Origin of the sequence: Streptomyces cinnamoneus (genome assembly GCF_014650495.1) — a bacterium.
Lineage (GTDB): Bacteria > Actinomycetota > Actinomycetes > Streptomycetales > Streptomycetaceae > Streptomyces > Streptomyces cinnamoneus.
Genome location: NZ_BMVB01000001.1, coordinates 90,437 through 112,571, shown reverse-complemented (window position 1 = coordinate 112,571; position 22,135 = coordinate 90,437). Strand labels below are relative to the sequence as shown.

Annotated in this window: 18 protein-coding genes and 1 pseudogene; 7 read left to right on the top strand and 12 right to left on the bottom strand. The window is 74.1% G+C overall.

From position 1 onward, the window contains the following. Window positions 1-149: 149 nt before the first annotated feature. Window positions 150-1,364, bottom strand: coding sequence for a precorrin-6y C5,15-methyltransferase (decarboxylating) subunit CbiE (gene cbiE / locus IE182_RS00460; RefSeq protein ID WP_190107555.1), 1,215 nt, complete (start codon window positions 1,362-1,364; stop codon window positions 150-152). Window positions 1,365-1,505: 141 nt separating this feature from the next. On the opposite strand from cbiE, the gene tsaD reads away from it, so the two are divergent. After that, entirely contained in the window at window positions 1,506-2,561 is a 1,056-nt protein-coding gene (gene tsaD, locus IE182_RS00455; RefSeq protein ID WP_190107925.1) for a tRNA (adenosine(37)-N6)-threonylcarbamoyltransferase complex transferase subunit TsaD, read from the top strand. 12 nt (window positions 2,562-2,573) lie between these two features. Continuing rightward, entirely contained in the window at window positions 2,574-5,216 is a 2,643-nt protein-coding gene (alaS, locus tag IE182_RS00450; RefSeq protein WP_190107554.1) for an alanine--tRNA ligase, read from the top strand. 46 nt (window positions 5,217-5,262) lie between these two features. Here the strand turns inward: alaS and IE182_RS00445 are convergent, their stop codons facing one another. The 4 genes and pseudogenes from IE182_RS00445 to IE182_RS00425 form a co-directional block, all read right to left on the bottom strand. Continuing rightward, window positions 5,263-6,183 (bottom strand): ribokinase, encoded by a 921-nt coding sequence (locus tag IE182_RS00445; protein ID WP_190107924.1) that lies wholly within the window; start codon window positions 6,181-6,183, stop codon window positions 5,263-5,265. Between the two features lie 7 nt (window positions 6,184-6,190). Continuing rightward, a pseudogene (locus IE182_RS31710) lies at window positions 6,191-8,082 on the bottom strand (ABC transporter permease/substrate-binding protein). Next, on the bottom strand, window positions 8,072-9,667 hold the full coding sequence (locus tag IE182_RS00430) for a sugar ABC transporter ATP-binding protein (RefSeq protein WP_190107551.1): 1,596 nt from the start codon (window positions 9,665-9,667) through the stop codon (window positions 8,072-8,074). Before IE182_RS00430 ends, IE182_RS31710 begins: the two are co-directional and overlap by 11 nt. A 19-nt stretch (window positions 9,668-9,686) precedes the next feature. Next, a complete protein-coding gene (locus IE182_RS00425) occupies window positions 9,687-10,688 on the bottom strand; it encodes a LacI family DNA-binding transcriptional regulator (RefSeq protein ID WP_190107550.1) in 1,002 nt (333 codons plus the stop codon). 364 nt (window positions 10,689-11,052) lie between these two features. Here IE182_RS00425 and IE182_RS00420 point away from each other — a divergent pair, with 364 nt between their 5' ends. Further along, window positions 11,053-11,841, top strand: a complete 789-nt coding sequence (locus IE182_RS00420) for a sigma-70 family RNA polymerase sigma factor (RefSeq protein ID WP_190107549.1) — start codon at window positions 11,053-11,055, stop codon at window positions 11,839-11,841. 80 nt (window positions 11,842-11,921) lie between these two features. Continuing rightward, on the top strand, window positions 11,922-12,119 hold the full coding sequence (locus tag IE182_RS00415; protein ID WP_190107548.1) for a hypothetical protein: 198 nt from the start codon (window positions 11,922-11,924) through the stop codon (window positions 12,117-12,119). A 70-nt stretch (window positions 12,120-12,189) separates the two neighbouring features. Here the strand turns inward: IE182_RS00415 and IE182_RS00410 are convergent, their stop codons facing one another. Further along, window positions 12,190-12,429: a chaplin gene (locus IE182_RS00410; protein ID WP_190107547.1), complete on the bottom strand. Its 240-nt coding sequence runs from the start codon at window positions 12,427-12,429 to the stop codon at window positions 12,190-12,192. A 344-nt stretch (window positions 12,430-12,773) separates the two neighbouring features. Between IE182_RS00410 and IE182_RS00405 the strand changes: the two genes are divergently transcribed. Then, complete coding sequence (locus IE182_RS00405; protein ID WP_190107546.1) at window positions 12,774-14,276, top strand: SDR family NAD(P)-dependent oxidoreductase; 1,503 nt, start codon at window positions 12,774-12,776, stop codon at window positions 14,274-14,276. Window positions 14,277-14,283: 7 nt separating this feature from the next. Here IE182_RS00405 and IE182_RS00400 read toward each other — a convergent pair whose 3' ends face one another. Further along, window positions 14,284-15,147, bottom strand: coding sequence for an AfsR/SARP family transcriptional regulator (locus tag IE182_RS00400; protein ID WP_190107545.1), 864 nt, complete (start codon window positions 15,145-15,147; stop codon window positions 14,284-14,286). 95 nt (window positions 15,148-15,242) lie between these two features. Further along, window positions 15,243-16,235, bottom strand: a complete 993-nt coding sequence (locus tag IE182_RS00395; protein WP_229844479.1) for a ParB/RepB/Spo0J family partition protein — start codon at window positions 16,233-16,235, stop codon at window positions 15,243-15,245. A 250-nt stretch (window positions 16,236-16,485) separates the two neighbouring features. Here IE182_RS00395 and IE182_RS00390 point away from each other — a divergent pair, with 250 nt between their 5' ends. After that, the gene (locus tag IE182_RS00390; RefSeq protein WP_190107543.1) at window positions 16,486-16,935 is read left to right on the top strand and encodes a helix-turn-helix domain-containing protein; all 450 of its coding nucleotides are present in this window, start codon (window positions 16,486-16,488) and stop codon (window positions 16,933-16,935) included. A gap of 3 nt (window positions 16,936-16,938) precedes the next feature. Continuing rightward, window positions 16,939-17,676, top strand: coding sequence for an alpha/beta hydrolase (locus IE182_RS00385; protein WP_190107542.1), 738 nt, complete (start codon window positions 16,939-16,941; stop codon window positions 17,674-17,676). 41 nt (window positions 17,677-17,717) lie between these two features. Here the strand turns inward: IE182_RS00385 and panD are convergent, their stop codons facing one another. The 4 genes from panD to IE182_RS00365 all read right to left on the bottom strand — a co-directional run bounded on the left by panD (window position 17,718) and on the right by IE182_RS00365 (window position 22,040). Then, window positions 17,718-18,134: an aspartate 1-decarboxylase gene (panD, locus tag IE182_RS00380; protein ID WP_190107541.1), complete on the bottom strand. Its 417-nt coding sequence runs from the start codon at window positions 18,132-18,134 to the stop codon at window positions 17,718-17,720. Between the two features lie 59 nt (window positions 18,135-18,193). Continuing rightward, entirely contained in the window at window positions 18,194-20,269 is a 2,076-nt protein-coding gene (locus IE182_RS00375) for a SpoIIE family protein phosphatase (protein WP_190107540.1), read from the bottom strand. A gap of 201 nt (window positions 20,270-20,470) precedes the next feature. Beyond that, the gene (locus IE182_RS00370; protein ID WP_190107539.1) at window positions 20,471-21,064 is read right to left on the bottom strand and encodes an ATP-binding protein; all 594 of its coding nucleotides are present in this window, start codon (window positions 21,062-21,064) and stop codon (window positions 20,471-20,473) included. Window positions 21,065-21,389: 325 nt separating this feature from the next. After that, complete coding sequence (locus IE182_RS00365) at window positions 21,390-22,040, bottom strand: DUF4360 domain-containing protein (protein ID WP_190107538.1); 651 nt, start codon at window positions 22,038-22,040, stop codon at window positions 21,390-21,392. Window positions 22,041-22,135 lie beyond the last annotated feature (95 nt).

The following is a 22,135-nucleotide window of genomic DNA, read 5'->3' as shown; positions in this document are numbered from 1 at the left end:
TCCGCAAATATCCCTTACGTCCCCTGCCAGGGCCCATCCCACCCCGGCCCCTCCGGTCGTTTGTCGGCCATCGCCCCGCTGGGCCGGGGGCACCTCCCAGCGGTAGCTGGGGGAGGGTGGGCACAAACCGGCCCACCGGGCCGCACCCGTCACGGCTTGACCACCGACCACTGCGTCACCGGCATGGCCTGCCGCCACCCCGTGAAACCCCCCACGGGCACGGCGTGCGCGACCGCAAGGCGGGTCAGGTCACCGCCGTGGCGGCGGTACCACTCCGTCAGCAGCGCCTCGGATTCGAGGGTGACGGTGTTGGCCACCAGGCGCCCCCCGGCCCGGAGCCCGTTCCAGCAGGCGTCGAGCAGGCCGGAGGAGGTCAGGCCGCCCCCGATGAACACCGCATCAGGAGTGGGCAGGCCCACCAGGGCCTCCGGCGCCCGGCCGGTGACCACCCGCAGCCCCGGCACCCCCAAGGCATCCGCGTTGCGCGTGATGCGCTCAGAACGCACCGCATCGCGTTCGACGGCCACGGCCCGGCACGAGCGGTGGGCGCGCATCCATTCGATGCCGATGGAGCCGGAGCCGCCGCCCACGTCCCACAGCAGTTCGCCGGGGGCGGGGGCGAGCGCGGCGAGGGTCGCCGCACGTACGTGGCGCTTCGTCAGCTGGCCGTCGTGTTCGAAGGCGTCGTCGGGCAGGCCGGGGGTGAGGTGGACGCGGAGTGCGTCCGGGTCGCGGTGGCAGGTGACCGCGATGACGTTGAGGGGGTCGCCCGGCGGGTGCGGCCAGGTGTCGGCGGTGCCGTCGAGGCGGCGTTCGCGGTCGCCGCCCAGCTGTTCCAGCACGGTCATCCGGCTCTGCCCGTAGCCGAGCCGGCACAGCAGACCGGCCACCTCGGCGGGCGTCTTCGCTCCGGCGCCGAGCACGAGGAGGCGGCGGCCGTCGTGCGCCGCGGCCGCGAGCGCCGCCAGGGGGCGGCCGACGAGGCTGATCACGTCGGTGTCGTGCAGGGACCAGCCCAGGCGGGCGCAGGCGTACGAGACGGAGGAGGGGTGCGGCAGGACGTGGAGCCGGTCGGCACCGAGGACGTCGGCGAGGGTGCTGCCGATGCCGTAGAACAGGGGGTCCCCGCTGGCCAGTACGCATACGCGCCGGCCGGCGTGCGCGGCCAGCAGCCCCGGTACCGCCGGGCGCAGCGGCGAGGGCCAGGCGATGCGCTCGCCGGGGCACTCGGGCGGCAACAGGTCCAGCTGACGGGGGCCACCGATGATCACCTCGGCCGCGCGCAGCGCCTCCCGGGAGGTGGGGGCGAGGCCGGGCCAGCCGTCGGCACCGATTCCTACGACCGTCACGGGGGCGGGGCTCACGGGCGTACCTCGGTGTTCGCGGCGTACGGGGGCACCGGAACTCTACTGACCTGCGGCGACGGCACGACGGGCGGACCCTTGTTGCATATGCTGTGCAATTACTGAATCAAGGCAGGAGGCGCGCTCGTGAGGCGTTCACCGGTGGTGCTGGGTATCGAGTCGTCCTGCGACGAGACCGGCGCCGGTCTGGTCCGGGACGGGAAGCTGCTGGGTCACGCGGTGGCCTCCAGCATGGACGAGCACGCCCGGTACGGGGGTGTCGTGCCGGAGATCGCGGCGCGGGCGCACGTCCACTCGGCCGCCCCCGTGGTACGGGCGGCGTTGGACGACGCGGGCATCGCCATGGGCGACATCGACGCGGTCGCGGTGACGACCGGGCCCGGGCTGTCCGGTGCCCTGCAGGTCGGCGTCGCGGCGGCCAAGGGGCTCGCCTACTCACTGGGCGTCCCCCTGTACGGCGTGCATCACCTCGCCGGGCACGTGGCCGCCGACACGCTGGAGCACGGGCCGCTGCCGAATCCCTGCATGGTGCTGATCGTCTCCGGCGGGCACACCTCGCTGCTGCTCGTCCGGGACCTGGCGCGGGATCCGATCGTCCATCTCGGGGACACCCTCGACGACGCGGCCGGCGAGTGCTTCGACAAGGTGGCCCGCGTCTTCGGGCTGCCCTATCCCGGTGGCCCGGCGGTCGACCGGGCGGCCCGGGAAGGCGATCCGCGGGCGGTGGCGTTCCCGCGGCCGCTGACCGGGCCGCGGGACGATCCGTACGCCTTCTCCTTCTCGGGGCTGAAGACGGCGGCCGCCCGGTGGGCCGAGCAGCATCGCGCCGCCGGTCGCGAGCTGCCCGTCGCGGACGGGGCCGCCTCGCTGCAGGAGGCCGTGGCCGACGTGCTCACCCGCAAGGCCGTCGGCGCGTGCCGGGAACACGGCGTGGGCACCCTGGTGGTCGTCGGCGGCGTGGCCGCGAACTCGCGGGTGCGGGCGCTGGCCCAGCAGCGCTGCGATGCTGCGGGCATCGAGCTGCGCGTGCCGCCGCTGCGGCTGTGCACCGACAACGGAGCGATGATCGCCGCCGTCGGTGACCTGCTGGTGCGGGCGGGAGCCGAACCCGCGCCGCTCGACGTGTCCATCGATCCGTCCGCGCCCCTGGAGTACGCGGCGCTCCACCCCGTGACCCGCATCGTCCGCGCCGCCTGATCGGAGCCCCCTGTGCGAACCGCCGACATCCGCAGCCGCTTCCTCGACTTCTTCGCCACGCGCGGCCACACCGTGGTGCCCAGCGCGCCCCTGCCCACCCCCGACCCGACGCTGCTGTTCGTCAACGCGGGCATGGTGCCGTTCAAGCCGTACCTGACCGGCGAGGCGTCGCCGCCGTGGCCGCGCGCGACCAGTGTGCAGAAGTGCGTGCGGACGCTGGACATCGAGGAGGTCGGCAAGACCACCCGGCACGGCTCGTTCTTCCAGATGAACGGCAATTTCTCGTTCGGGGACTACTTCAAGGAGGAGGCCATCGCCTTCGCCTGGGAGTTGTCCGTCTCCGCTGTCGAGAACGGTGGGTACGGGCTCGATCCCGAGCGGATCTGGGCCACCGTCCACCATTCCGACGACGAGGCCGCCTTGCTGTGGCGGCGCGTCGCGGGGCTGCCCGAGGAGCGGATCGTGCGCCGGGGCGACGAGGACAACTTCTGGTCCATGGGCGTCCCCGGCCCCTGCGGTCCCTGCTCCGAGCTGTACTACGACCGGGGGCCCGCGCTCGGCCGCGCGGGCGGGCCGGCCGTGGACGAGGACCGGTACATGGAGTTCTGGAACCTGGTCTTCATGCAGTACGAGCGCGGGGAGGGGGCCGGCAAGAGCGGCTATCCGATCCTGGGCGAGCTGCCGCGCCGCAACATCGACACGGGCATGGGCCTGGAGCGCATGGCCACCTTGTTGCAGGGCGTCGACAACCTCTACGAGATCGACGAGACGCGGCCCGTGCTGGACCGGGCCGCGGAACTGACCGGTGTGCGGTACGGCGCCGATCACCAGGCGGACGTGCGGCTGCGGGTCGTGGCCGACCACGTGCGCACCGCCCTGATGCTGCTCGCCGACGGCACCGCCCCCGGCAACGAGGGCCGTGGATACGTGCTCCGGCGCATCCTGCGCCGGGCCGTGCGCTCCGTGCGGCTGCTGGGGTACCAGGACCCGGCGCTGCCCGAGCTGCTGCCGGCCGCGCGGGACTGCATGAAGCACAGCTACCCGGAGGTGGCCGAGGAGTTCGGCCGCATCTCCCAGCAGGCGTACGCCGAGGAGGACGCCTTCCGGTCGACGCTGCGGCAGGGCACGACCGTGCTGGACACGGCGGTCGCGGACGTCAAGGCGCGCGGCGGTCACCTCCTGCCGGGCAAGCAGGCGTTCCTGCTGCACGACACCTACGGATTCCCCATCGACCTGACCCTGGAGATGGCCGAGGAACAGGGCGTCGAGGTCGACCGCGACGGCTTCACCGCCCTCATGACCGAGCAGCGGGAACGCGCCCGCGCCGACGCCCGGGCCCGCAAGTCGGGCGGCGCGCTCGACACCTCGGCGCTGCGGGCGGTGCTGGGCGCCCACGGGCCGACCGACTGGCAGGCGTACGACACGCTGGAGACGGAGTCGCGGGTGCTGGCCCTGCTGGGCCCGGCCGGTCCGGTGACGTCCGTCCGCACCGGCGAGATCGCCACCGCCGTCCTGGACCGCACGCCCTTCTACGCCGAGTCCGGCGGCCAGGACAGCGACGCCGGCGCCCTCACCGGCGCCTCGGTGGAGGCCGAGGTGCTGGACGTGCAGCGGCCGCTGCCGGGGCTGGTCGTCCATCAGGTCCGGGTGTCGGCCGGCGAGCTGGCCGTGGGCGACGCGGTACGGGCCGCCGTCGACCCGGAGTGGCGGCTGGGCGCCCGGCAGGCGCACTCCGGTACGCACGTGCTGCACGCGGCGCTGCGGCAGGTGCTCGGCCCCACGGCCCTGCAGGCCGGTTCGTACAACCGGCCCGGCTACCTGCGGCTGGACTTCCCCTGGCGCGGCGCGCTGGGGCCGGCGGCGCGCAGTGAGGTCGAGGAGGCCGCGAACCGGGCGCTGCGCCGGGACCTGCCCGTCGACGTGCGCTGGATGACGCTGCCGGAGGCCAAGGAGATCGGTGCGCTGGCGCTGTTCGGCGAGACGTACGGCGAGCGGGTGCGGGTCGTCGAGATCGGCGGCGCGTGGTCGCGCGAGCTGTGCGGCGGCACGCACGTGGAACGCGCCGCGCAGGTGGGCGTGGTGGCGTTGACGGCGGAGTCGTCGGTGGGGGCCGGCATGCGGCGGCTGGAGGCAGCCGTCGGCTTCGAGGGCTTCGGCTACCTGGCGCGCGAGCGCGACCTGGTCTTGCGGCTGGCGGAGCAACTGCAGGCGCCGCGGGCGCAGCTGCCCGAACGGGTGGCCGGTCTCCTCGACCGGCTCAAGGCCGCCGACCAGCAGGCGGAGGAGCTGCGGCGGCGGGCGGCCCTCGCCCGGGCCGCCGAGCTGGCCGCCGAGGCCCAGGACGCGGGCGGCACGCTCGTGGTCACGGCGACGGCCGACGAGGACGCCCGCTCCCTGGCCCTGGCCGTCCGCGACCGGCTGCCGGACGCCCGGCCGGGTGTGGTGGCGATCGGTGCGGAGACCGACGGCGGAAAGGCCGTCCTGACGGTCGCCCTCAACGCGGCGGCCCGGGCCGCGGGTCTGTCGGCCGCGACGCTGGTGAAGTCCGCACTCGGCGGCCGTGGTGGCGGCAACCAGGACGTCGCCCAGGGCGGTGGCATCCCGGCGGCGGACCTCCCGGCAACGCTGGGTGCCCTGCGGGGCCTTCTCCCCTGACCCGCCCTTTCACCGTTTCCCGGGGCTCCGCCCCGGGAAACGGTCCTCACACGCCGGACGGGCCGGTTTTCTCACCCGGGCCGGCCGGAAGATCCAACTCCGGCTGCGCCCCCGCCCTCCCCACCGCCGCCGCTCCGGCCCGCACCGCATAGCGCGCCGCATCGGCCGGCCCGGCCCCCGCCGCCAGCCGCACGCACAGGGCACCGGTGAAGGCATCGCCCGCACCGGTCGTGTCGACCACCCGCACCGGCACCCCCGGCACCCGCACCGCCGTCCCCCCGGCGTCGAGGACCAGCGCGCCCTCGCCCCCCAGCGTGACGACGACCGAGCGGGCCCCCTGCTCGTGCAGGGCGCGGGCCCAGGACTCGGGGTCGCCGTCGGGCGCGCCCGACAGTCGCCGCGCCTCATGCTCGTTGACGACCAGCGGATCCGCCGCCGACAGCAGCTGCGCGTCCAGCGCGTCCGGTACCGGCGAGGGATTGAGCACGACCCGGGCGCCGGCCTCCCCGGCGGCCTCCGCCGCCGCCCGCACCGTCTCCGGCGGTACTTCGAGCTGCAGGGACACCACCGCCGAAGCGGCGATCGCCTCGCGTGCCGCCGTCACGTCGGCCGGGGCGAGACGGGCGTTGGCGCCGGGTGAGACGACGATCGTGTTGTCCCCGTCCGGCCCGACGACGATCATCGCGGTGCCCGTCCGGGCGCCCTGCTCCACCAGGACGTGCCGCACGTCCGTGCCCGCGGTGCGCTGCGCGTCCAGCAGCAGCTCCGCGTACGCGTCGTCACCGACCCGCGCCAGCAGGGCCGTGCGGGCGCCCAGGCGGGCTGCCGCCGCGGCCTGGTTGGCGCCCTTGCCGCCGGGCGACTCGGTCAGGTCCGTGCCGTGGACGGTCTCGCCCGGGCCCGGGCGCCGGGCGACCCGGACCGTCAGGTCCGCGTTGGCGGAACCGATCACCAGTACGTCGTACATGCTCGTGTCACCCATCGAACTCCGCCGCGTTCTCCCCGGTCACCAGGACCACCGGTACCTTCACCCGCTCCGGCAGCTTCTCACCCCGGGACGCCTTCAGCGCCCACTCCACCGCCTGCCGGCCCAGCAGCTTCGGCTGCTGGGCGACCGTCGCGGTCAGGGTGCCGCCGCGCACGGCCGCGATGCCGTCGGGCGTGCCGTCGAACGCCACCACCCGTACGTCCTTCCCCGACCGGGCGCCGAGCGCCTTCGACGCGCCCAGCGCCATCTCGTCGTTCGCCGCGAAGACGCCGCCGATGTCGCCGTGGGCCTGGAGCACGTTGGCCATGACGTCCATGCCCTTGGTGCGGTCGAAGTCCGCGGGCTGCCGGGCGACGACCTCGATGCCGGGGTAGGCCCTGATGCCCTCCTCGAAGCCCTTGCCGCGCTCGCGCGCGGCCGACGTGCCGGGCCGGCCCTCCAGGAAGGCCACCTTGCCCCGGCCGCCGAGCGCCTCGGCGAGCGTCCGGGCCGCCAGCCGGCCGCCCTCGACGTTGTCGGAGGCGATGGTCGAGCCGACCGCGGCGCCGTTGACCCCGCGGTCGATGGAGATCACCGGTACGCCGGCCCGGTTGGCCACCCCCACCGCGGGGACGGCGGCGTCGGAGTCGACGGGGTTGATGACGGCCGCCCTGACGTTCTGGCTGGTGAAGGTCTCCATCTGGTTGATCTGCTGGAGGGGGTCGTTCTGCGCGTCCGTGATGTTGATCTTCAGTCCCCGGGCCTTCGCCTCCGCCTGGGCGCCCTGCTTGATGCCCACGAAGAAGGGGTTGTTCATCGTGGACAGCGCCAGGCCCAGGTCCGTGTTCCCGCCGCGGTCGCAGCCGCCGAGGGCAAGCGGCGCGATCAGTGCCGCTGCGGCCAGTGCGCCCCTGCGCGCCCTCATCGCGTGCTCCGGCGGCGCAGCGTGTCCAGCAGCACGGCCACGGCGATGACCAGGCCCGTGGCGACCTGCTGCCAGAACGCCGAGACGCTCAGCAGGTTGAGCCCGTTGCGCAGCACCGCGAGGATCAGTGCGCCGATGAGGGTGCCGGACGCCTTGCCGGAACCGCCCGACAGGCTCGCGCCGCCGATCACCACGGCGGCGATGGCGTCCAGTTCGTAGCCGGCCGCGGCCTGCGGCTGGGCCGAGGTCAGCCGGGCGGCCAGGACGATGCCGGCGACGGCCGCGAAGAGCCCGGACAGCGCGTAGACGACGAGCTTGCGGCGCCTGACGTCGATGCCGGAGAGCCGGGCCGCCTCCTCGTTGCCGCCGATCGCGAACATCGCCCGGCCGGTGTACGTGCGGGCCAGGACCAGGGCCGCCAGCAGGCCCATGGCGGCCATCACCAGGACGGGCACCGGCAGCCAGCCGCCGAGCGTGTCGCCCAGCCCGCCCAGCGACGCGGGGAAGGCGATCGGCGAGCCGCCCGAGACGACCAGGGCCAGGCCCCGGGCCACCGAGAGCATCGCGAGCGTGGCGATGAACGCGGGCAGTCTGCCGTAGGCGACCAGTGCGCCCGACAGCAGGCCCGCCACGGCGCCGACGGCGAGACCGAGGAGCAGGGCGAGCCAGACCGGCAGGCCCTCGCGCGTCGCCGCCCAGGCCGCGACCGTCGCCGAGAGCGCGGCCACCGAGCCGACGGACAGGTCGATGCCGGCCGACACGATGACGAACGTCACCCCGAAGGCGAGGATCGCGGTCACCGACGCCTGGACGCCGACGTTGAGCAGGTTCTGCCCGTTCAGGAAGTCGCGGGAGAGGACGGCCATCACCACGACCAGGGCGACGAGGCCGCCCAGCGGACCGTTGCGCAGCACCGCTCCCCTCAACCACTGCCCGGAGGTGGTCCCGGGCGCCCGAAGCACCTCAGCCGACATCGGAGCCCTCCATCGCGCTCTGGTCGTTCGTGTTCCCGTGGGCCGGCCGGACGGCCAGCTCCATCACCGCGTCCTGGGTCGCCGCCGGACCCGCCAGCTCCCCGACGAGCCGCCCCTGTGCCATCACCAGCACCCGGTCGCTCATGCCGAGCACCTCCGGAAGGTCACTGGAGATCATCAGCACTGCGCAGCCGGCCGCCGTCAGCTCGTTGACGAGGCGGTAGATCTCGACCTTGGCGCCGACGTCGATGCCGCGCGTGGGTTCGTCGAGGATCAGCAGCCGGACGCCGGCCAGCAGCCACTTGCCGATGACGATCTTCTGCTGGTTGCCGCCGGACAGGGTGCGGGCGCTCCGGTCCAGCCCGGTGGTGCGGACCTTCAGCCGCGCGGCGACCTCGGCGGCCTCGCGCCGCTGGGCCCGCCGGTCGACGAACCCGGCGCGGGTGTCGCGGTGCAGCCGGGCCAGGGTGAGGTTGTCCTGCAACGAGGCGTCGAGCACCAGCCCCTGGCCCTTGCGGTCCTCCGGTACCAGCCCGAGCCCGGCGCGCATCGCGGCCCGGACGTCGCCCCGGGGCAGGGGCCTGCCGTCGATCTCGACCGTTCCGGCGTCGTACCGGTCGGCGCCGAAGAGCGCGCGGGCCACCTCCGTACGGCCCGCGCCGACCAGCCCGGCGAGTCCGACGACCTCGCCGGCCCGGACGTCGAAGGCGACGTCCTGGAGGGCGGGGCCCCCGGCGGCGCCGGCCCGGGTCAGGCCGCGGACGCGCAACAGGGGTGCTCCGGGGGTGTCGGGGCGCCGGCGCGGGTACTGCTCGGCGATGTCGCGGCCCACCATCAGGCGGATCAGTTCGTCCTCGCCGGCCGTGGCGGGCACCTCGGCCACCGAGCGGCCGTCGCGCAGGACGGTGACCCGGTCGCCGAGGGCGGCGATCTCCTGCAGGTGGTGGGTGATGAAGAGGACGCCGACGCCGCTCGCACGCAGGGCGCGCACGATCCCGAAGAGCGTCTCCACCTCGCCGGAGGTGAGGACGGCGGTCGGCTCGTCCATGATCAGGACACGGGCGTCCAGGCTCAGCGCCTTGGCTATCTCCACCATCTGCAGCTGGGCGATGCCCAGTTCACGGACCGGTGTGGCGGGTGAGGCGTCCAGGCGGACGCGGCGCAGAAGTGCGGCGGCGCGCGTGTGCAGGGTGCGCTTGTCGATCAGGCCGAGGCGGGTGCGCGGCTGGCGGCCCAGGAAGAGGTTCTCGGCGACGGTGAGGCCGGGGACGAGGTTGAACTCCTGGTGGATGGTGGCGATGCCCAGCCGTTCGGCGTCCTGCGCGGAGCGGATGGCCACCTCCCGCCCGTCCATCAGGATGCGGCCCTCGTCGGGGCGGTGGACGCCGGAGAGCATCTTGATGAGCGTGCTCTTGCCCGCGCCGTTCTCCCCGAGCAGGACGTGCACCTCGCCCGCACGCAGGCTCAGGTCCACGCCGTCCAGCGCCCGTACGCCGGGGAAGGACTTGGCGGCCCCTTCGATGCGCAGCAGCTCGTTGCGCACCGGGGTGGTCCCGCGGCCCGGTACGTCGTCGACGCCGGTCATGCGCTGCCCCTCTCGTGGTTCAGCGGGTGGGTGGTTCGCCGCAGGAGCGGCGGCGGACGAGCCGGGCGGGCAGCAGCACGGAGTCGGCCGGGCGTCCTTCGATCCGCTCCAGCAGGGCGTGCACCGCCGCCCGGCCCAGCTCGCGCGTGGGCTGGGCGATGGCGGTGAGCGGCGGGTCGAGGTGGGCGAACCAGGCGACGTCGTCGAAGGCCACGAGCGCCAGGTCGGCGGGGACGCGCAGGCCGCGGTCCCGGATCTCGTCCCAGGCGCCGAGGGCCATCAGGTTGTCCGTGGCGAGCACGGCGTCGGGGGCTTCGGGCAGGGCCAGCAGGGCGCGCATCATGCACCGGCCGCCGGCGGGGCTCGGGTCCGCCGACTCCGCGATGCGCTCGGGGGGCAGCTCGATGCCGTGTCCGGCCAGGGCCGTGCGGAAGAGGTCCAGGCGCTCGTCGCCGGTCGGGGTGCCGGCGGGCGCCACGATCACGGCCGGCCGGCGCCGGCCCAACGCGGCGAGGTGGGCGGCCAGTTCGGTCAGCGCCTCGCGGCCCTCCGCCCGGACGCAGGGGGCGGCGACGCCGGGGACGGCACGGTCGAGGAGGACCAGGGGCGTGCCGGAGGCGACGACTTCGCCGAGCATGGCGGAGCCGGTGCCGGCGGAGCTGACCATCAGTCCGTCGATGCGCCGGTCGAGCAGGGTGCGGATGTAGTCGTCCTGCTGCTCCGTGCTCTCGCCGGCGTTGCCGATGATCAGGCTGTAGCCGAGCCGCCGGGCCTCCTGCTCGACGGCGTCGGCGAGCTCGGTGAAGAACGGGTTGCGCAGGTCGCTGATGACGAGGCCGAGGGTGCGGGTGCGGGCGGTGCGCAGGGCGCGGGCGACGACGTTGGGGCGGTAGCCGAGCTCTGCGACGGCGGCGAGGACCCGCTCGCGGGTCCCGGCCACGGGAGAGCGGCCGTTGAGCACGCGGGAGACGGTGGCGACGGACACGCCGGCCCGCTCGGCCACGTCCTTGATGTTCGTCACGGCGCCTCCGGGCCGCTCGGGGAAAGGCGGATGTAATCGTTTTCGCGGTGCCCAGGTAATCGATTACACCGAGCGGGCGTCAAGGCGCCGGCACGGTGACGCCCGTCACGACGCCGTGGCCGTTTCCGGCCGCCTCGCTCTGCGTGAGCACGCGCACGCTCCGAGTCGCGGGAAGCGGGGTGCCGGGTCATGCTGGGACGACCGTGGCCGGCTCCGAGCCGGCGCGGCCCCGAGGCACCGGCCCGCCCGTACGCGGGGCCCGGGCGGACGCACCACGGCACGGTGCTCCGGAAAGTGCTCCGGCCGGCAGGCATCCGGCACTCCTTGGCGTCCTTGACGCACGAACGAGGGGACAGCTGCGACCATGGCTGAGACAACGCCTTGCCCCCGCGGGCGCGACTGCGACTCGCCCGACACCCTGCACCTCTTCCGGCGCCTGGCCGCACTCCCCCACGGCCCGGAACGCGACCGGCTGCGGCAGGAGATCATCGCCGCCTGGCTGCCCATGGCGGAGCGCGTCAGCGTGCGGTTCCGCAAGTGCGGCGAGAGCCCCGCCGACCTGCGGCAGGTGGCCGCGCTGGCCCTCGTGCACGCCGTCGACCGCTTCGATCCCCGGCTCGGGTGCGCGTTCGAGTCCTTCGCCATCCCCACCATCACCGGGGAGCTCAAGCGCCATGTGCGCGATCACGTGTGGTCACTGCACATACCGCGCAGGGACCAGGAGTTGCGGGCCGCCGTCCGCGCCGCCCGCACCCGGCTGGAGCAGCGCGACGCCGGCACGCACGTCACCGCGGCCGAGCTCGCCGCCGAGGCCGGGCTCACCGAGGAGGAGGTGCGGCGCGGCCTGCACGCCGACGGGGTGCACCACACCCTCTCCCTCGACCATCCGATCGCCGGAGCCGACGACCTCCCGCTCGCCGAGACGCTCGGGCTCCCCGACCGCGCGCTGGAGCTGGTGATCGACCGGCAGTCCCTCAAACCGCTGCTGGACGCGCTGCCCGAACGCGAGAGGTACGTCCTGTACTGGCGTTTCTTCGGCAATCTCACCCAGCAGCAGATCGGCGCGCGCCTGGGGATCTCCCAGATGCAGATCTCCCGCATCCTCAGCCGCACCTGCGCCCATCTGCGCCGGCAGCTGCTGGCGGCGGCGTGACCCCTGCCCCCGGGCAGGGGGCCGGGCCGTCGCCCTTCGATCCTCGTTCCGTCCCCGCGATGGAGGGCAGGCGCATCACCATGACCGCACACCACACGCATCTCACCCCCGACCTGCCGCCGATCGTCGAGGTGCCCGACCTCCCCGGGGCCCCGCACGGCCGGCCGGCGGGCGGCTCCGAGGCCGAGGGCCCGGGGGCGGCGTCCGGGAACGGCAGTGGCGCCCATCAGGAGGTCGATGGGCGCCACGAGCGCACAGGAGAGGGTTCCGGCGGCTGACTGTGACCCTCTGCCCGCGCAGTACGCGCGAGTCCGGCTGTTGACGCGCGCGCTCTGGGGGGGGTGCGGCTCAGCGGTTGATGCAGACGTTGCCGAAGGTGGGGTTCAGCAGGGCGACGATGTCGATCGAGTTGCCGCAGAGGTTGATCGGGATGCTGATCGGGACCTGAATGACGTTGCCGGAGATGACGCCGGGGGAACCCACGGCGGCACCCTGCGCGCCGGCGTCGGCCGAGGCGATGCCGGAGGCGCCGGCTACGACGGTGCCGACGGCGGCGGTCAGGACGGCTGCCTTGGCGATACGCGACATGGCTAAACCTTTCTAAGGGGTGTTGAGAGGCAATTGTGACCGGCGTTTCAGGAGGAGTTCGGTCAATATGGGCCAGGAAAGCGGGAATTAACCCGGAAAGGCCAATAAGTCGTATGTGATGCCCGGGTTTTGGTGCGAGCGGTTCCTGCAGTTCCCCGCACCGCCCGGCCGGCGCGACGGGCCGGAACGGACGGCCCCCGCCGCGACCGGGGGCGCTGCCGGCGGCCGCCCGGCGCACGGCCCGGCCCGGCGCCCCCGGAAAACCGGTTTGGCGCTCCCGCACCCCTCTACGTACAGTTTCCTGGAACCCTTATCGAACAAACGGACTGGAAACAGCAGCGGCCATGACCGTCACTGAACACACCCTCGACGGTGCAGGCCACCTGTCGGACGCCCCCGGCACCGCCCCGGACGGGCCGGGCATCGACCCCGAGCGCATGGCCGTCTGCCTGAGCGTCCTCGAAGAGCTCGACCGTCTGCCGGTCGACCACCCCGACGCGATCACGGTCCGCCGTGCCACGGCCGGGATCTACCGGACGGTGAAGCAGCGCCGCCGCCAGGAGCGCCGGGCCGCCAAGACCGCCCACGACCGGGCCGTCACCGAGGCCACCGCCACGGGCGCCGCCGACCGCATCGACGACGAGACCGCGGGCATACCCCTGGCCGCCACGGCCTCCACCCAGATCGTCGGCATCCTGGAGCGTCCCCGCTCCTGCTACATCTGCAAGAGCCGCTACACCGAGGTCGACTCCTTCTACCACCAGCTGTGCCAGCCCTGCGCGGCCGAGAGCCGGGGCCGCCGGGACGCGCGCACGGACCTCACCGGGCGTCGCGCGCTGCTCACCGGTGGCCGCGCGAAGATCGGCATGTACATCGCGCTGCGGCTGCTGCGCGACGGTGCGCACACCACGATCACCACGCGCTTCCCCAACGACGCCATCCGACGCTTCAAGGCGATGGAGGACAGCGCGGACTGGCTGCACCGGCTCAAGGTCGTCGGCATCGACCTGCGCGACCCGGCCCAGGTCGTCGCGCTGGCCGACTCGGTCAGCGCCGAGGGCCCGCTCGACATCATCATCAACAACGCGGCCCAGACCGTCCGCCGCACCCATGCCGCCTACCGCGAGCTCGTGGCCGCCGAGGCCGCGCCGCTGCCCGCCGGCGAGCTCCCGGCCTCCGAGGTCTTCGGCGCCTTCGGCAGCGGCGCCCAGGCCGCGCTGCCCGCCCCCTCGTCCGGCGCGCACGACGCCCTCACCCCGCAGGCCCTCACCGAGCTCGCCCTCACCAGCGGCTCCGCCTCCCTCGCGCGCGTCGAGGCCGGCACGGCCATCGACGCCGGCGGGCTCGTACCGGACCTGGACGCCACCAACAGCTGGATCCAGACCGTCAGCGAGGTCGACCCCGTCGAGCTGCTCGAAGTGCAGCTGTGCAATGTGACGGCGCCGTTCGTGCTGGTCAGCCGGTTGCGCCCGGCGATGGCGGCCTCCTCGGCCCGCCGCAAGTACGTGGTCAACGTCTCCGCCATGGAGGGCGTCTTCAGCCGCGGCTACAAGGGCGCCGGCCACCCGCACACCAACATGGCCAAGGCCGCGCTGAACATGCTCACCCGCACCAGCGCCGACGAGATGTTCGAGTCCGACGGGATCCTCATGACCAGCGTCGACACCGGCTGGATCACGGACGAGCGGCCGCACCCGGACAAGGTCCGGCTCGCCGCCGCGGGCTTCCACGCCCCCCTCGACCTCGTCGACGGCGCGGCCCGCGTCTACGACCCGATCGTCCGGGGCGAGCAGGGCGAGGACCTGTACGGCTGCTTCCTGAAGGACTACCGCAAGTCCGACTGGTAGGAGCGGCTCAGCGCCCGGCCTGCCGGGGGACGAGGTCGAGCGCGTCCCCCGGGCCCGCGGCCGTCTCCGCCAGCAGGGCCATCTCCACCGCCACCTGGGCCTCTCCGCGGACCGAGCCGGTCCGGCGGAAGGCCCGGTGGGCGACCGTGAGGTGCCGCTCGGCGCGCAGGGTGCGGCGGAGCATCCGGCAGAAGCCGCCGAGCACCAGGTTCACCTCGGCGATCAGCACGGGGTCGCCGGTGCCGTCGGCGATGCGCAGCGCGTCGAGCAGGGTGGCCTCGCCCTCGTCGAAGAGGCCCGCCGCCACCTGGGCCTCGCCGATGCCGAGCAGGGCCTCGTACGCGGCCAGCCGCCGCTCCTCCAGGCAGGCGGCGCGCTCCTCCGTCACCCGGCCGCCCACCCCCTCCAGGGCGGGCCCGCGCCACAGCTCCAGGGCCCGGGCGTAGCGGGCACCGGCCTCGGCCTGCTCGCCCTCGGCGGCGGCCTCGTCGGCGGCGGTGACCAGCCCGTCGAAGGTCTGCACGTCGACGTCGGTGCCCTCGGTGCGCAGCCGGTAGCCCCGGGGTGCGGTGAGGACGACGGGGCCCGGGTGCCCGGCGGTCCGGAACGCCTTGCGCAGGGCTCGGACGCACAGGGCGAGCTGGGTGCGGGCGGAGAGCGGGGCCCGGTCGCCCCAGACGGCCTCGACGAGATCGTCGAGGGGGACGGTGGCGCCGTGGGCCAGTACCAGCAGGGAGAGGACGACGCGCTGGCGGCGGCCGTCGAGGGGGACGGACCGGCCGCGGACCGTCGCCGTCACCGGGCCCAGCAGCGTGAAGGTGACCGCCGCCGGGGTGGGGCCGGCCGTGGTCGCGGCCGTCGTCGTGCGCATTGCCTGCTGCCCCCGTACCCGCGGCGGACGCCGCGCACCGTCGATGCCCCGCGCGGCCGTGCGCCCGCGGGCTGTCCGTAAGAGCCGACGGGCCGTCATACGGCCCGGCGTTCGAGCTCGCTCGCGAAGCGCAGCCACGATTCGCCGCAGTGCCGGGCGGCCTGCGCCACCGCCGTGCGGCGGTGGGCGGGCACGGTGTCGAGCAGCCGGTGCCACTTCTCGCTGCCCACGGCGTGGGCGCTCAGCAGGTGCAGCAGGAACCGGCCGTCCTCGGAGAAGCGGAGGGAGGGGTCCTTGCGGAGTCTGAGCAGGGCCGGTTCGTCGCCCGTCACGCCGGTCATCGGTGCGGGGGGACCCGCGGGGACGGCCGGCTGCGGCGCGGCCCCGGGCCGGGCGCACGTCCCGGCGTCGTCGCGCAGGCGGCTCTCGGCGTCGCGGAGCTTCTTCGGCACCGGGTCGCGTCCCTGCAACAGGCGCAGGCGTACGTCGCGTGCGGTGCCGATGGCGATGCCGGCGCCGTCGGCGATCTCCCGTAGGCTGGCCTCGGGTTTGGCGGCGATGAGTTCGCCCGCCCGGCGGCGGCCCTCGGCCGCGTTGAGCGGGCGGACCCGGCCGTCGCGGCCGGTGCGGGCGGTGACCTGCTGGGCGGTGCCGGTGGAGCGCCTGCGCAGGGCCGCGACCGTGCTGGCGGCCAGGCCCGCGGCGAAGGCGATGAGCCGGTCCGACCAGTGCGGGTGGCTGCGGATGATGCGCTCCGCGGCGGCGGTGCGGTCGGCCTGGGTGAGTGGCAGGCCGTCACGGGTGTTGCTGGTGACCGCGAGGACGAAGGCGTCCTCCGGACTGCCGTCGAAGAACCGGACTGCGATCCGCTCATCCCCCCGTAGACGAGCGGCTCGCAGCCGGTGCATGCCATCGACGACCCGCAGCGTGGTGCGGTGCACGACGATGGGCGGCAGTGGTGCCTCCAGCCGCGCGAGCGCCTGGACGTGCAACGGGTCCTCGCCCGCCACCCTCGGGGAGTCCGAGGGCGAGAGCACGTGGAGAGGGAGCACAACGGTCCGTTGCTGTTCCGGCTCCGGAACCGTCACGACACCCCCTCCGACAAAGAACCCCCGTGCGACGGCGGGTCCGTGCACGATGGAGGGCAGGGGCCTACGACCCCGCCTCCATCAACTGGTGATTGACTGCCTCGGTGAGCCATCCAACACCAGTCGATCCGCCGACACCCAGGACGCTAGGCAGCGAGCCCACTCCCTGTCAACCACATTCGATGCACCGGGACATGGACTCCCGAATTCACCCGTAAGCTAGATTGACCGCCGGGAGGGAGGTGCGATCATGGACGAACCCGACGCCACGGACGCGAAGACGCTGGCAGACAAGCTCAATCACCTGTTCGGGACGGTGGTGCCGGCAGGCCGGGAGCCGTACACCACGGAAGAGGTGGCCCGCGCCATCACGGCCACGGGCGTGTCGATTTCGGGTAGTTACATCTGGCTCCTGCGCAAGGGACAGCGCGACAATCCGACGCTCCGGCATCTGGAGGCGCTCGCGAAGTTCTTCGGCGTACCCGCGGCGTACTTCTTCGACGAGCAGGCGACCGCGAAGGTCGACGCCGACCTCGGGCTGCTGGTGGCGCTGCGCGACACCCAGGTGCAGCGGGTGGCGCTGCGCGCGGCCGGGCTGTCCGCCGCGAGCCTGCACTCGATCAACGAAGTCATCGAGCGCGTACGCGAGTTGGAGGGCCTCCCCGACAACCGGACCCAGCCCCCTGAAAGACAGCCCTAGCCCGTGACGTACGAAACGGCCACCGCGCCGAACGGCAAGCTCGTCGACGTCCACCGGCCCGCCCCGGCTCCCGCCGGGGCCCCGGTGCCGACGGTCCTCCTCTGGCACGGGACGGGCCCGGACGAACGGGACGTCCTGCGCCCGCTCGCCACGGCCGTCGCCGCCCTCGGCGCGCTCGTCCTCGTTCCCGACTGGCGCTCCGACGAGCCGGACCGCGGGCGGGCCCACCTGCTGGCGTCGCTGGAGTACGCCCGCGCCCGCGCGGCCTCATTCGGGGGCGACGGGGAGCGGATGGTGCTGGCCGGCTGGTCGGCGGGTGCCCCCGCCGCGCTGGGCGTCGCCCTGCACCCTGAAGTGGCCGGCGGGTGGCGGCCGTCGGCGGTGGTGGGCATCGCCTCGCGCTACGACGTCCCGGCCCGGACGACGGGCACTGCCCCGCTGGCCGATCTGGCCGCCGGGACGCCGGGCGTCCCGGAGCCGGTCCCGGTCGCCCTGGTGCACGGCACGGCGGACGCGCTCATGGACCCGGCGCACTCACGGACGGCGCGGGACGCCCTCATGGCGCACCGCTGGCCGGTCCTGTCCGAGGAGATACCGGGGGCCGACCACGCAGGGGCGATCATGACGGAGTACGACCCCGCACGGGGGCGCTGCCGGCCCAGCGAGGACGAACGCGTGCGCGCGGCCGGCGAGCTGACGGCCCGGACGATCGCCCGGGCCGCGGGCCTGACCGCGGCCTGACCGCCCGGCGTGCGGGCGCACGCCGGGACGGCCGGGGGGTGTCAGCCGGCGACGAGGTCGCCGCGCGAGAGGCCGGACCCCTCGGGGACGGCGGCGGGGTCGCTGCCGAGGTCGGCCACGGCGTTGCGCTCGTCGACGAAGACGACACGGGGCTCGAAGGTGCGCGCCTCGGCGTCGTCCATGGAGCCGTAGGCGATGATGATGACCAGGTCACCGGGGCTGATCAGCCGGGCGGCGGCGCCGTTGATGCCGAGCACGCCACTGCCGCGGGGGCCCTCGATGACGTAGGTCGACAGGCGGGCACCGTTGTTGATGTCGACGATGTCGACCTTCTCGCCGGGCAGCAGGTCGGCGGCTTCCATCAGATCGGCGTCAACGGTCACGGATCCCACGTAGTGCAGGTCCGCCTGGGTGACGGTGGCGCGATGGATCTTGGACTTCATCATCGTACGCATCATGGAGACACTCCTGGAGACAAGCTCCCTGCCTGCGCTTTTGCAGGTCAAGGGCGATCTCCTCACTCTACCGCCCGCGCGTTGGGCCGTACCCGGGCGATGAGGAGGGCGACGTCGTCCTGGTCGTTGTCCTCGCGCAGCTCCCGCAGCAGCAGGTCGCAGGTGGACTCCAGGTCCAGCGGCGGCCCGTCGAGCAGCCCCACCAGCACCTCCAGCCGGGCGTCGATGGCCTCGTCGCGGGTCTCCACGAGGCCGTCGGTGTAGAACACCAGCTGGTCGCCGGGTGCCAGCGGTGTCCCGACGCTCTCGAAGGGGACGCCGCCGACCCCCAGGGGCGCGCCCGTGGGCAGGTCGAGCAGGGTGGGGCGGCGGCCGGGGCGGACGAGGACGGGCGGCAGGTGTCCGGCGTTGGCGACCCGGCACTCGGCGCGCTGCGGGTCGTAGACGGCGTAGACGCAGGTGGCGATCGTCTGGTCCAGACCACTGGCGGTGCGGTCGAGGTGGCGCAGCACCTGGGCGGGGTCGAGGCCGAGGCCGGAGAGGGTGCGGGCGGCGGTGCGCAGCTGGCCCATCGCGGCCGCGGCGTTGATGCCGCTGCCCATGACGTCCCCGACGACCAGGGCGCTCTGGGCGCCGTCCTGCGGGATGACGTCGAACCAGTCGCCGCCGACCTGCCCCGCGGCGCCGGCGGGCTGGTAGCGGTAGGCGATCTCCAGGCCCGGCGGGCTCTGGGGCTCCTGGGGCAGCAGGTCGCGCTGGAGGGTGAGGGCGGTGGCGCGCTCGCGCTGGTACCAGCGGGCGTTGTCGATGCAGACGGCCGCGCGGGCGGCGAGCTCCCCGGCCAGGACGACGTCGTCCTCCCCGAAGGGCTCGGGGTTGCGGGTGCGCTTGAGGTCCAGGGCGCCGAGCACCTCGCCCCGGGCGATCAGGGGCACCGCCATGTACGAGTGCAGCCCGGCCCGGCCCAGGAGCCCGGCGGCCTCCTCGTCGCGGGCGATGCGGGGCAGGTCCTCGGGGGTGACGCGGGGCAGGTGGACGGGGCGGCCGGTGTTCACGCAGCGGGCGACGAGCCGGTCGGCGTCGTAGCGGGCGATCTCGCCGGGCGGATCGGCGGCCCGGACCGCCTCGGTGGCCCCCGACGAGGCGACGGCCAGCGCCCGGAACACCGCGGCCTGCTTGCGCCCCGGGGCGGCGGCGCCGCTCAGGACGGTGTCGAGGACGTCCACGGCGGCCACGTCGGCCAGGCCCGGGACGACCACCCCGGCGAGCTCCCGCGCGGTCTGGTCGAGGTCCAGGGTGGTGCCGATGAGGACGGAGGCGTCGGCGATCAGGGCCAGCCGGCGGCGGGCCTCGGTGGCCGCCCGGTGCCGCTCGGTGACGTCGACGACCGAGGTGGCCAGGCCCATCTCCCGGCCGGCCGGGTCCTCCAGCCGGTAGTAGGAGACCAGGCGGGCACGCTCGCCGACGGCGGGGTCGGCCATGCGGCCCACGACGAACTGGTCCAGCAGCGGGGTGCCCGTCGCCAGCACCTTGCGCATGGCGGCCTCGATCCCCTCGGCGTCCCTGACGGGCAGCACGTCGTGGACGCGCTTGCCGAGGTGTCCCTCGGCGGACAGCCGGTGCATCCGCTCCAGGGCCGGGTTGACCATGACGTAGCGCAGGTCGGTGTCCAGGACGGCCAGCCCGATCGGGGACTGGGCCACCAGCCGCAGGGACAGGGCCAGGTCGCGCTCGACGTCGCGGAGGAGGTCCTGGTCGGTGGCCATGCCGAGGGCGTAGACGCCGCCGTCCTTGTCCTCCAGCCGCATGTTGCGGAATTCCAGCATCCGGGTGGTGCCGTCCTTGCGCACGGCGGGGAAGGACCCGGCCCAGGCGCCGCCGCTCATCACCTTGGCGAAGAGCCCGAGGACCTCGGCGCGGTGCTCGTCGTCGACGAGCAGCCGGGCGGCGTGGCGGCCCAGGGCCTCGGCGGGGGTCCAGCCGAAGAGCTCCTCGGCCTGCGGGCTCCACAGGACGATCCGGCCTTCCTGGTCCAGCACCGCCGTGGCCACGCTGAGCAGGTCGAGCAGGCTGCCGGGCTCGTAGGGGGCGGGCCCGGACCGCGCCGGGTCCGGCCGGAATGCGTCGGTGGCGCCCATCCGAGGTCCTCCTTCCGCCCGCTCGGGGGTGGTGCGGCGGCCTCGCGCCCGTAGGTGCCCGGTCCCTCGGTCCTTTCCTCGCCCGTCACGCCGCAACGTCTTCCATGTTCTCTCCGAACCCGCCCCCTGCGCAGCCCGCGGCGGCGTCCGGATCGCCGTGCTGGAGTGTCCGGGGAGCGCGCGCGCCCCCGTCGCACCGGGTCATTCGCCGGGCAGGGCCCCCGGGAGGGGAAGGGTGAACCAGACGGTCTTGCCGGCGCCGGAGGCGTGATGGCCCCACTGGGCGGCGATCTGCTCGACGAGCCACATGCCGCGCCCGTTCTCGCTGTCCGAACGCGCCTCGGCGCACAGCGGCAGGCGGCCGCCGGCATCGGTGACCTGGGCGACCAGGTGGTCGGGGGTGCGGCTGAGGACGAGGCGGACGTCGCCGGAGCCCTCGGGCACGTGCACGATGGCGTTGGTGACCAGCTCCGACAGCAGCAGCGTCACGTCCCCGGCCAGCTCCTGCAGGCCCCACTCGGCCAGCAGGCGTTCGGAGAAGCGGCGGGCGGCCGCCACGGACGGGGGTGCGGCAGGCAGCGAGAGCGTCCCCGCCGGGGGCGGGCCGGGGAGGGCCGGGCGGAGCGCCCGGGCCGCGGGCGGGCTGTGCATGCACGACGGCGCTCCCGGGCCACCCTGGCCGAGGAGCCGCTGGGGGTGGGTCGTCCATGCGGCGACGGGCTCGCAGGCGCTGGTGACGGCGTCGGCCGTGTACGCCGTGTACGGAGAACTCAGGGTGTCGCGAAAGGAAGGCATGGGGCTCGGATGCGTTCGACGTGGGGCGAAGGGCGCCGGCGCGTGGGCGTACCGGGCGCCGGTACGGTCCGAGGAGCGAGGGGGACCGCCACTCTTCGCGAGGGATTCCCCAACATTCGCTCGGTTTTCGCCATAGGTCTATACCCAGGGGGTCACGATGTCCCTGCGGAGTGCGACGTGCGCAGGTGGGGCCCGGTGACACGGCTCCGAAATCGGTGTGAGCGGTGCCACGGCGCCCGGCCGGGTGGAGCCGCGACGTGTGAGCGGCGGGCCCGCTCCTCTCCTGCGGGCCCGCCGCCTGCCCGGCTCGCGGGCGCCCCGCCCGTCAGGGCTTCGGGCACTCCTTCCACGCGAGGTGGTAGATGGTCTTGAGGCTGCCGTCGGTGGAGTCCATGGTCATGAAGCTGGTGGTCTTGCTGGGGTCGGACGTGCCGGCGTTGACCCGCAGCTCGGTGTTGATGTTGAAGTTCCGCAGCTCACCGCAGGGCGCCCAGACCAGCGCGGCGATGGGGACGTTGTCGGTCGCCTGCCAGTTGTCCGCGTAGCTGCCTCTGAAGGTGTGCGCGCTCGGGGTCGTGACGGGCGACCCCTGGAAGTAGTACGACGCCTTCTGCGTGCCCGAGGCGCCGGATTCCAGCTTGGCGTAGCCACGGTAGTCGGCGGCGGCGATGGCGTAGGTGAAGCCCTGGGGCACGTGCACGTTGAGGTTCAGCTGGCAGTTCTTGCGGAAGTCGGTGGGCTTGGAGCCGACGCCGACCTGCGCGAGGTACTGGCTGTAGGTGACGGTGAAGGCCGTGTTGTCGGGCGAGACCGCGACGGCTGCGGTCCCGGCCGGACAGCCCGACCCGTTGACGGTGGCGACCTCGATCACGATCTTGTCCGGCGGTGGATTGGTGATCACCGAGGGATTGTGCGTGGAGAGCGGTGTCGCGAGTAACGCCGCGATCGCGCCTGCGGTGAAGAGACCGGCGGGCATGCTTGCTCCAATCGATGTCTGCGGACCGCGGGGGCCCGAGGGGAAGACAAAACGATTCCGCACCCGGTGGTGCCGGCAGGTTCCCCCTGAGCGGA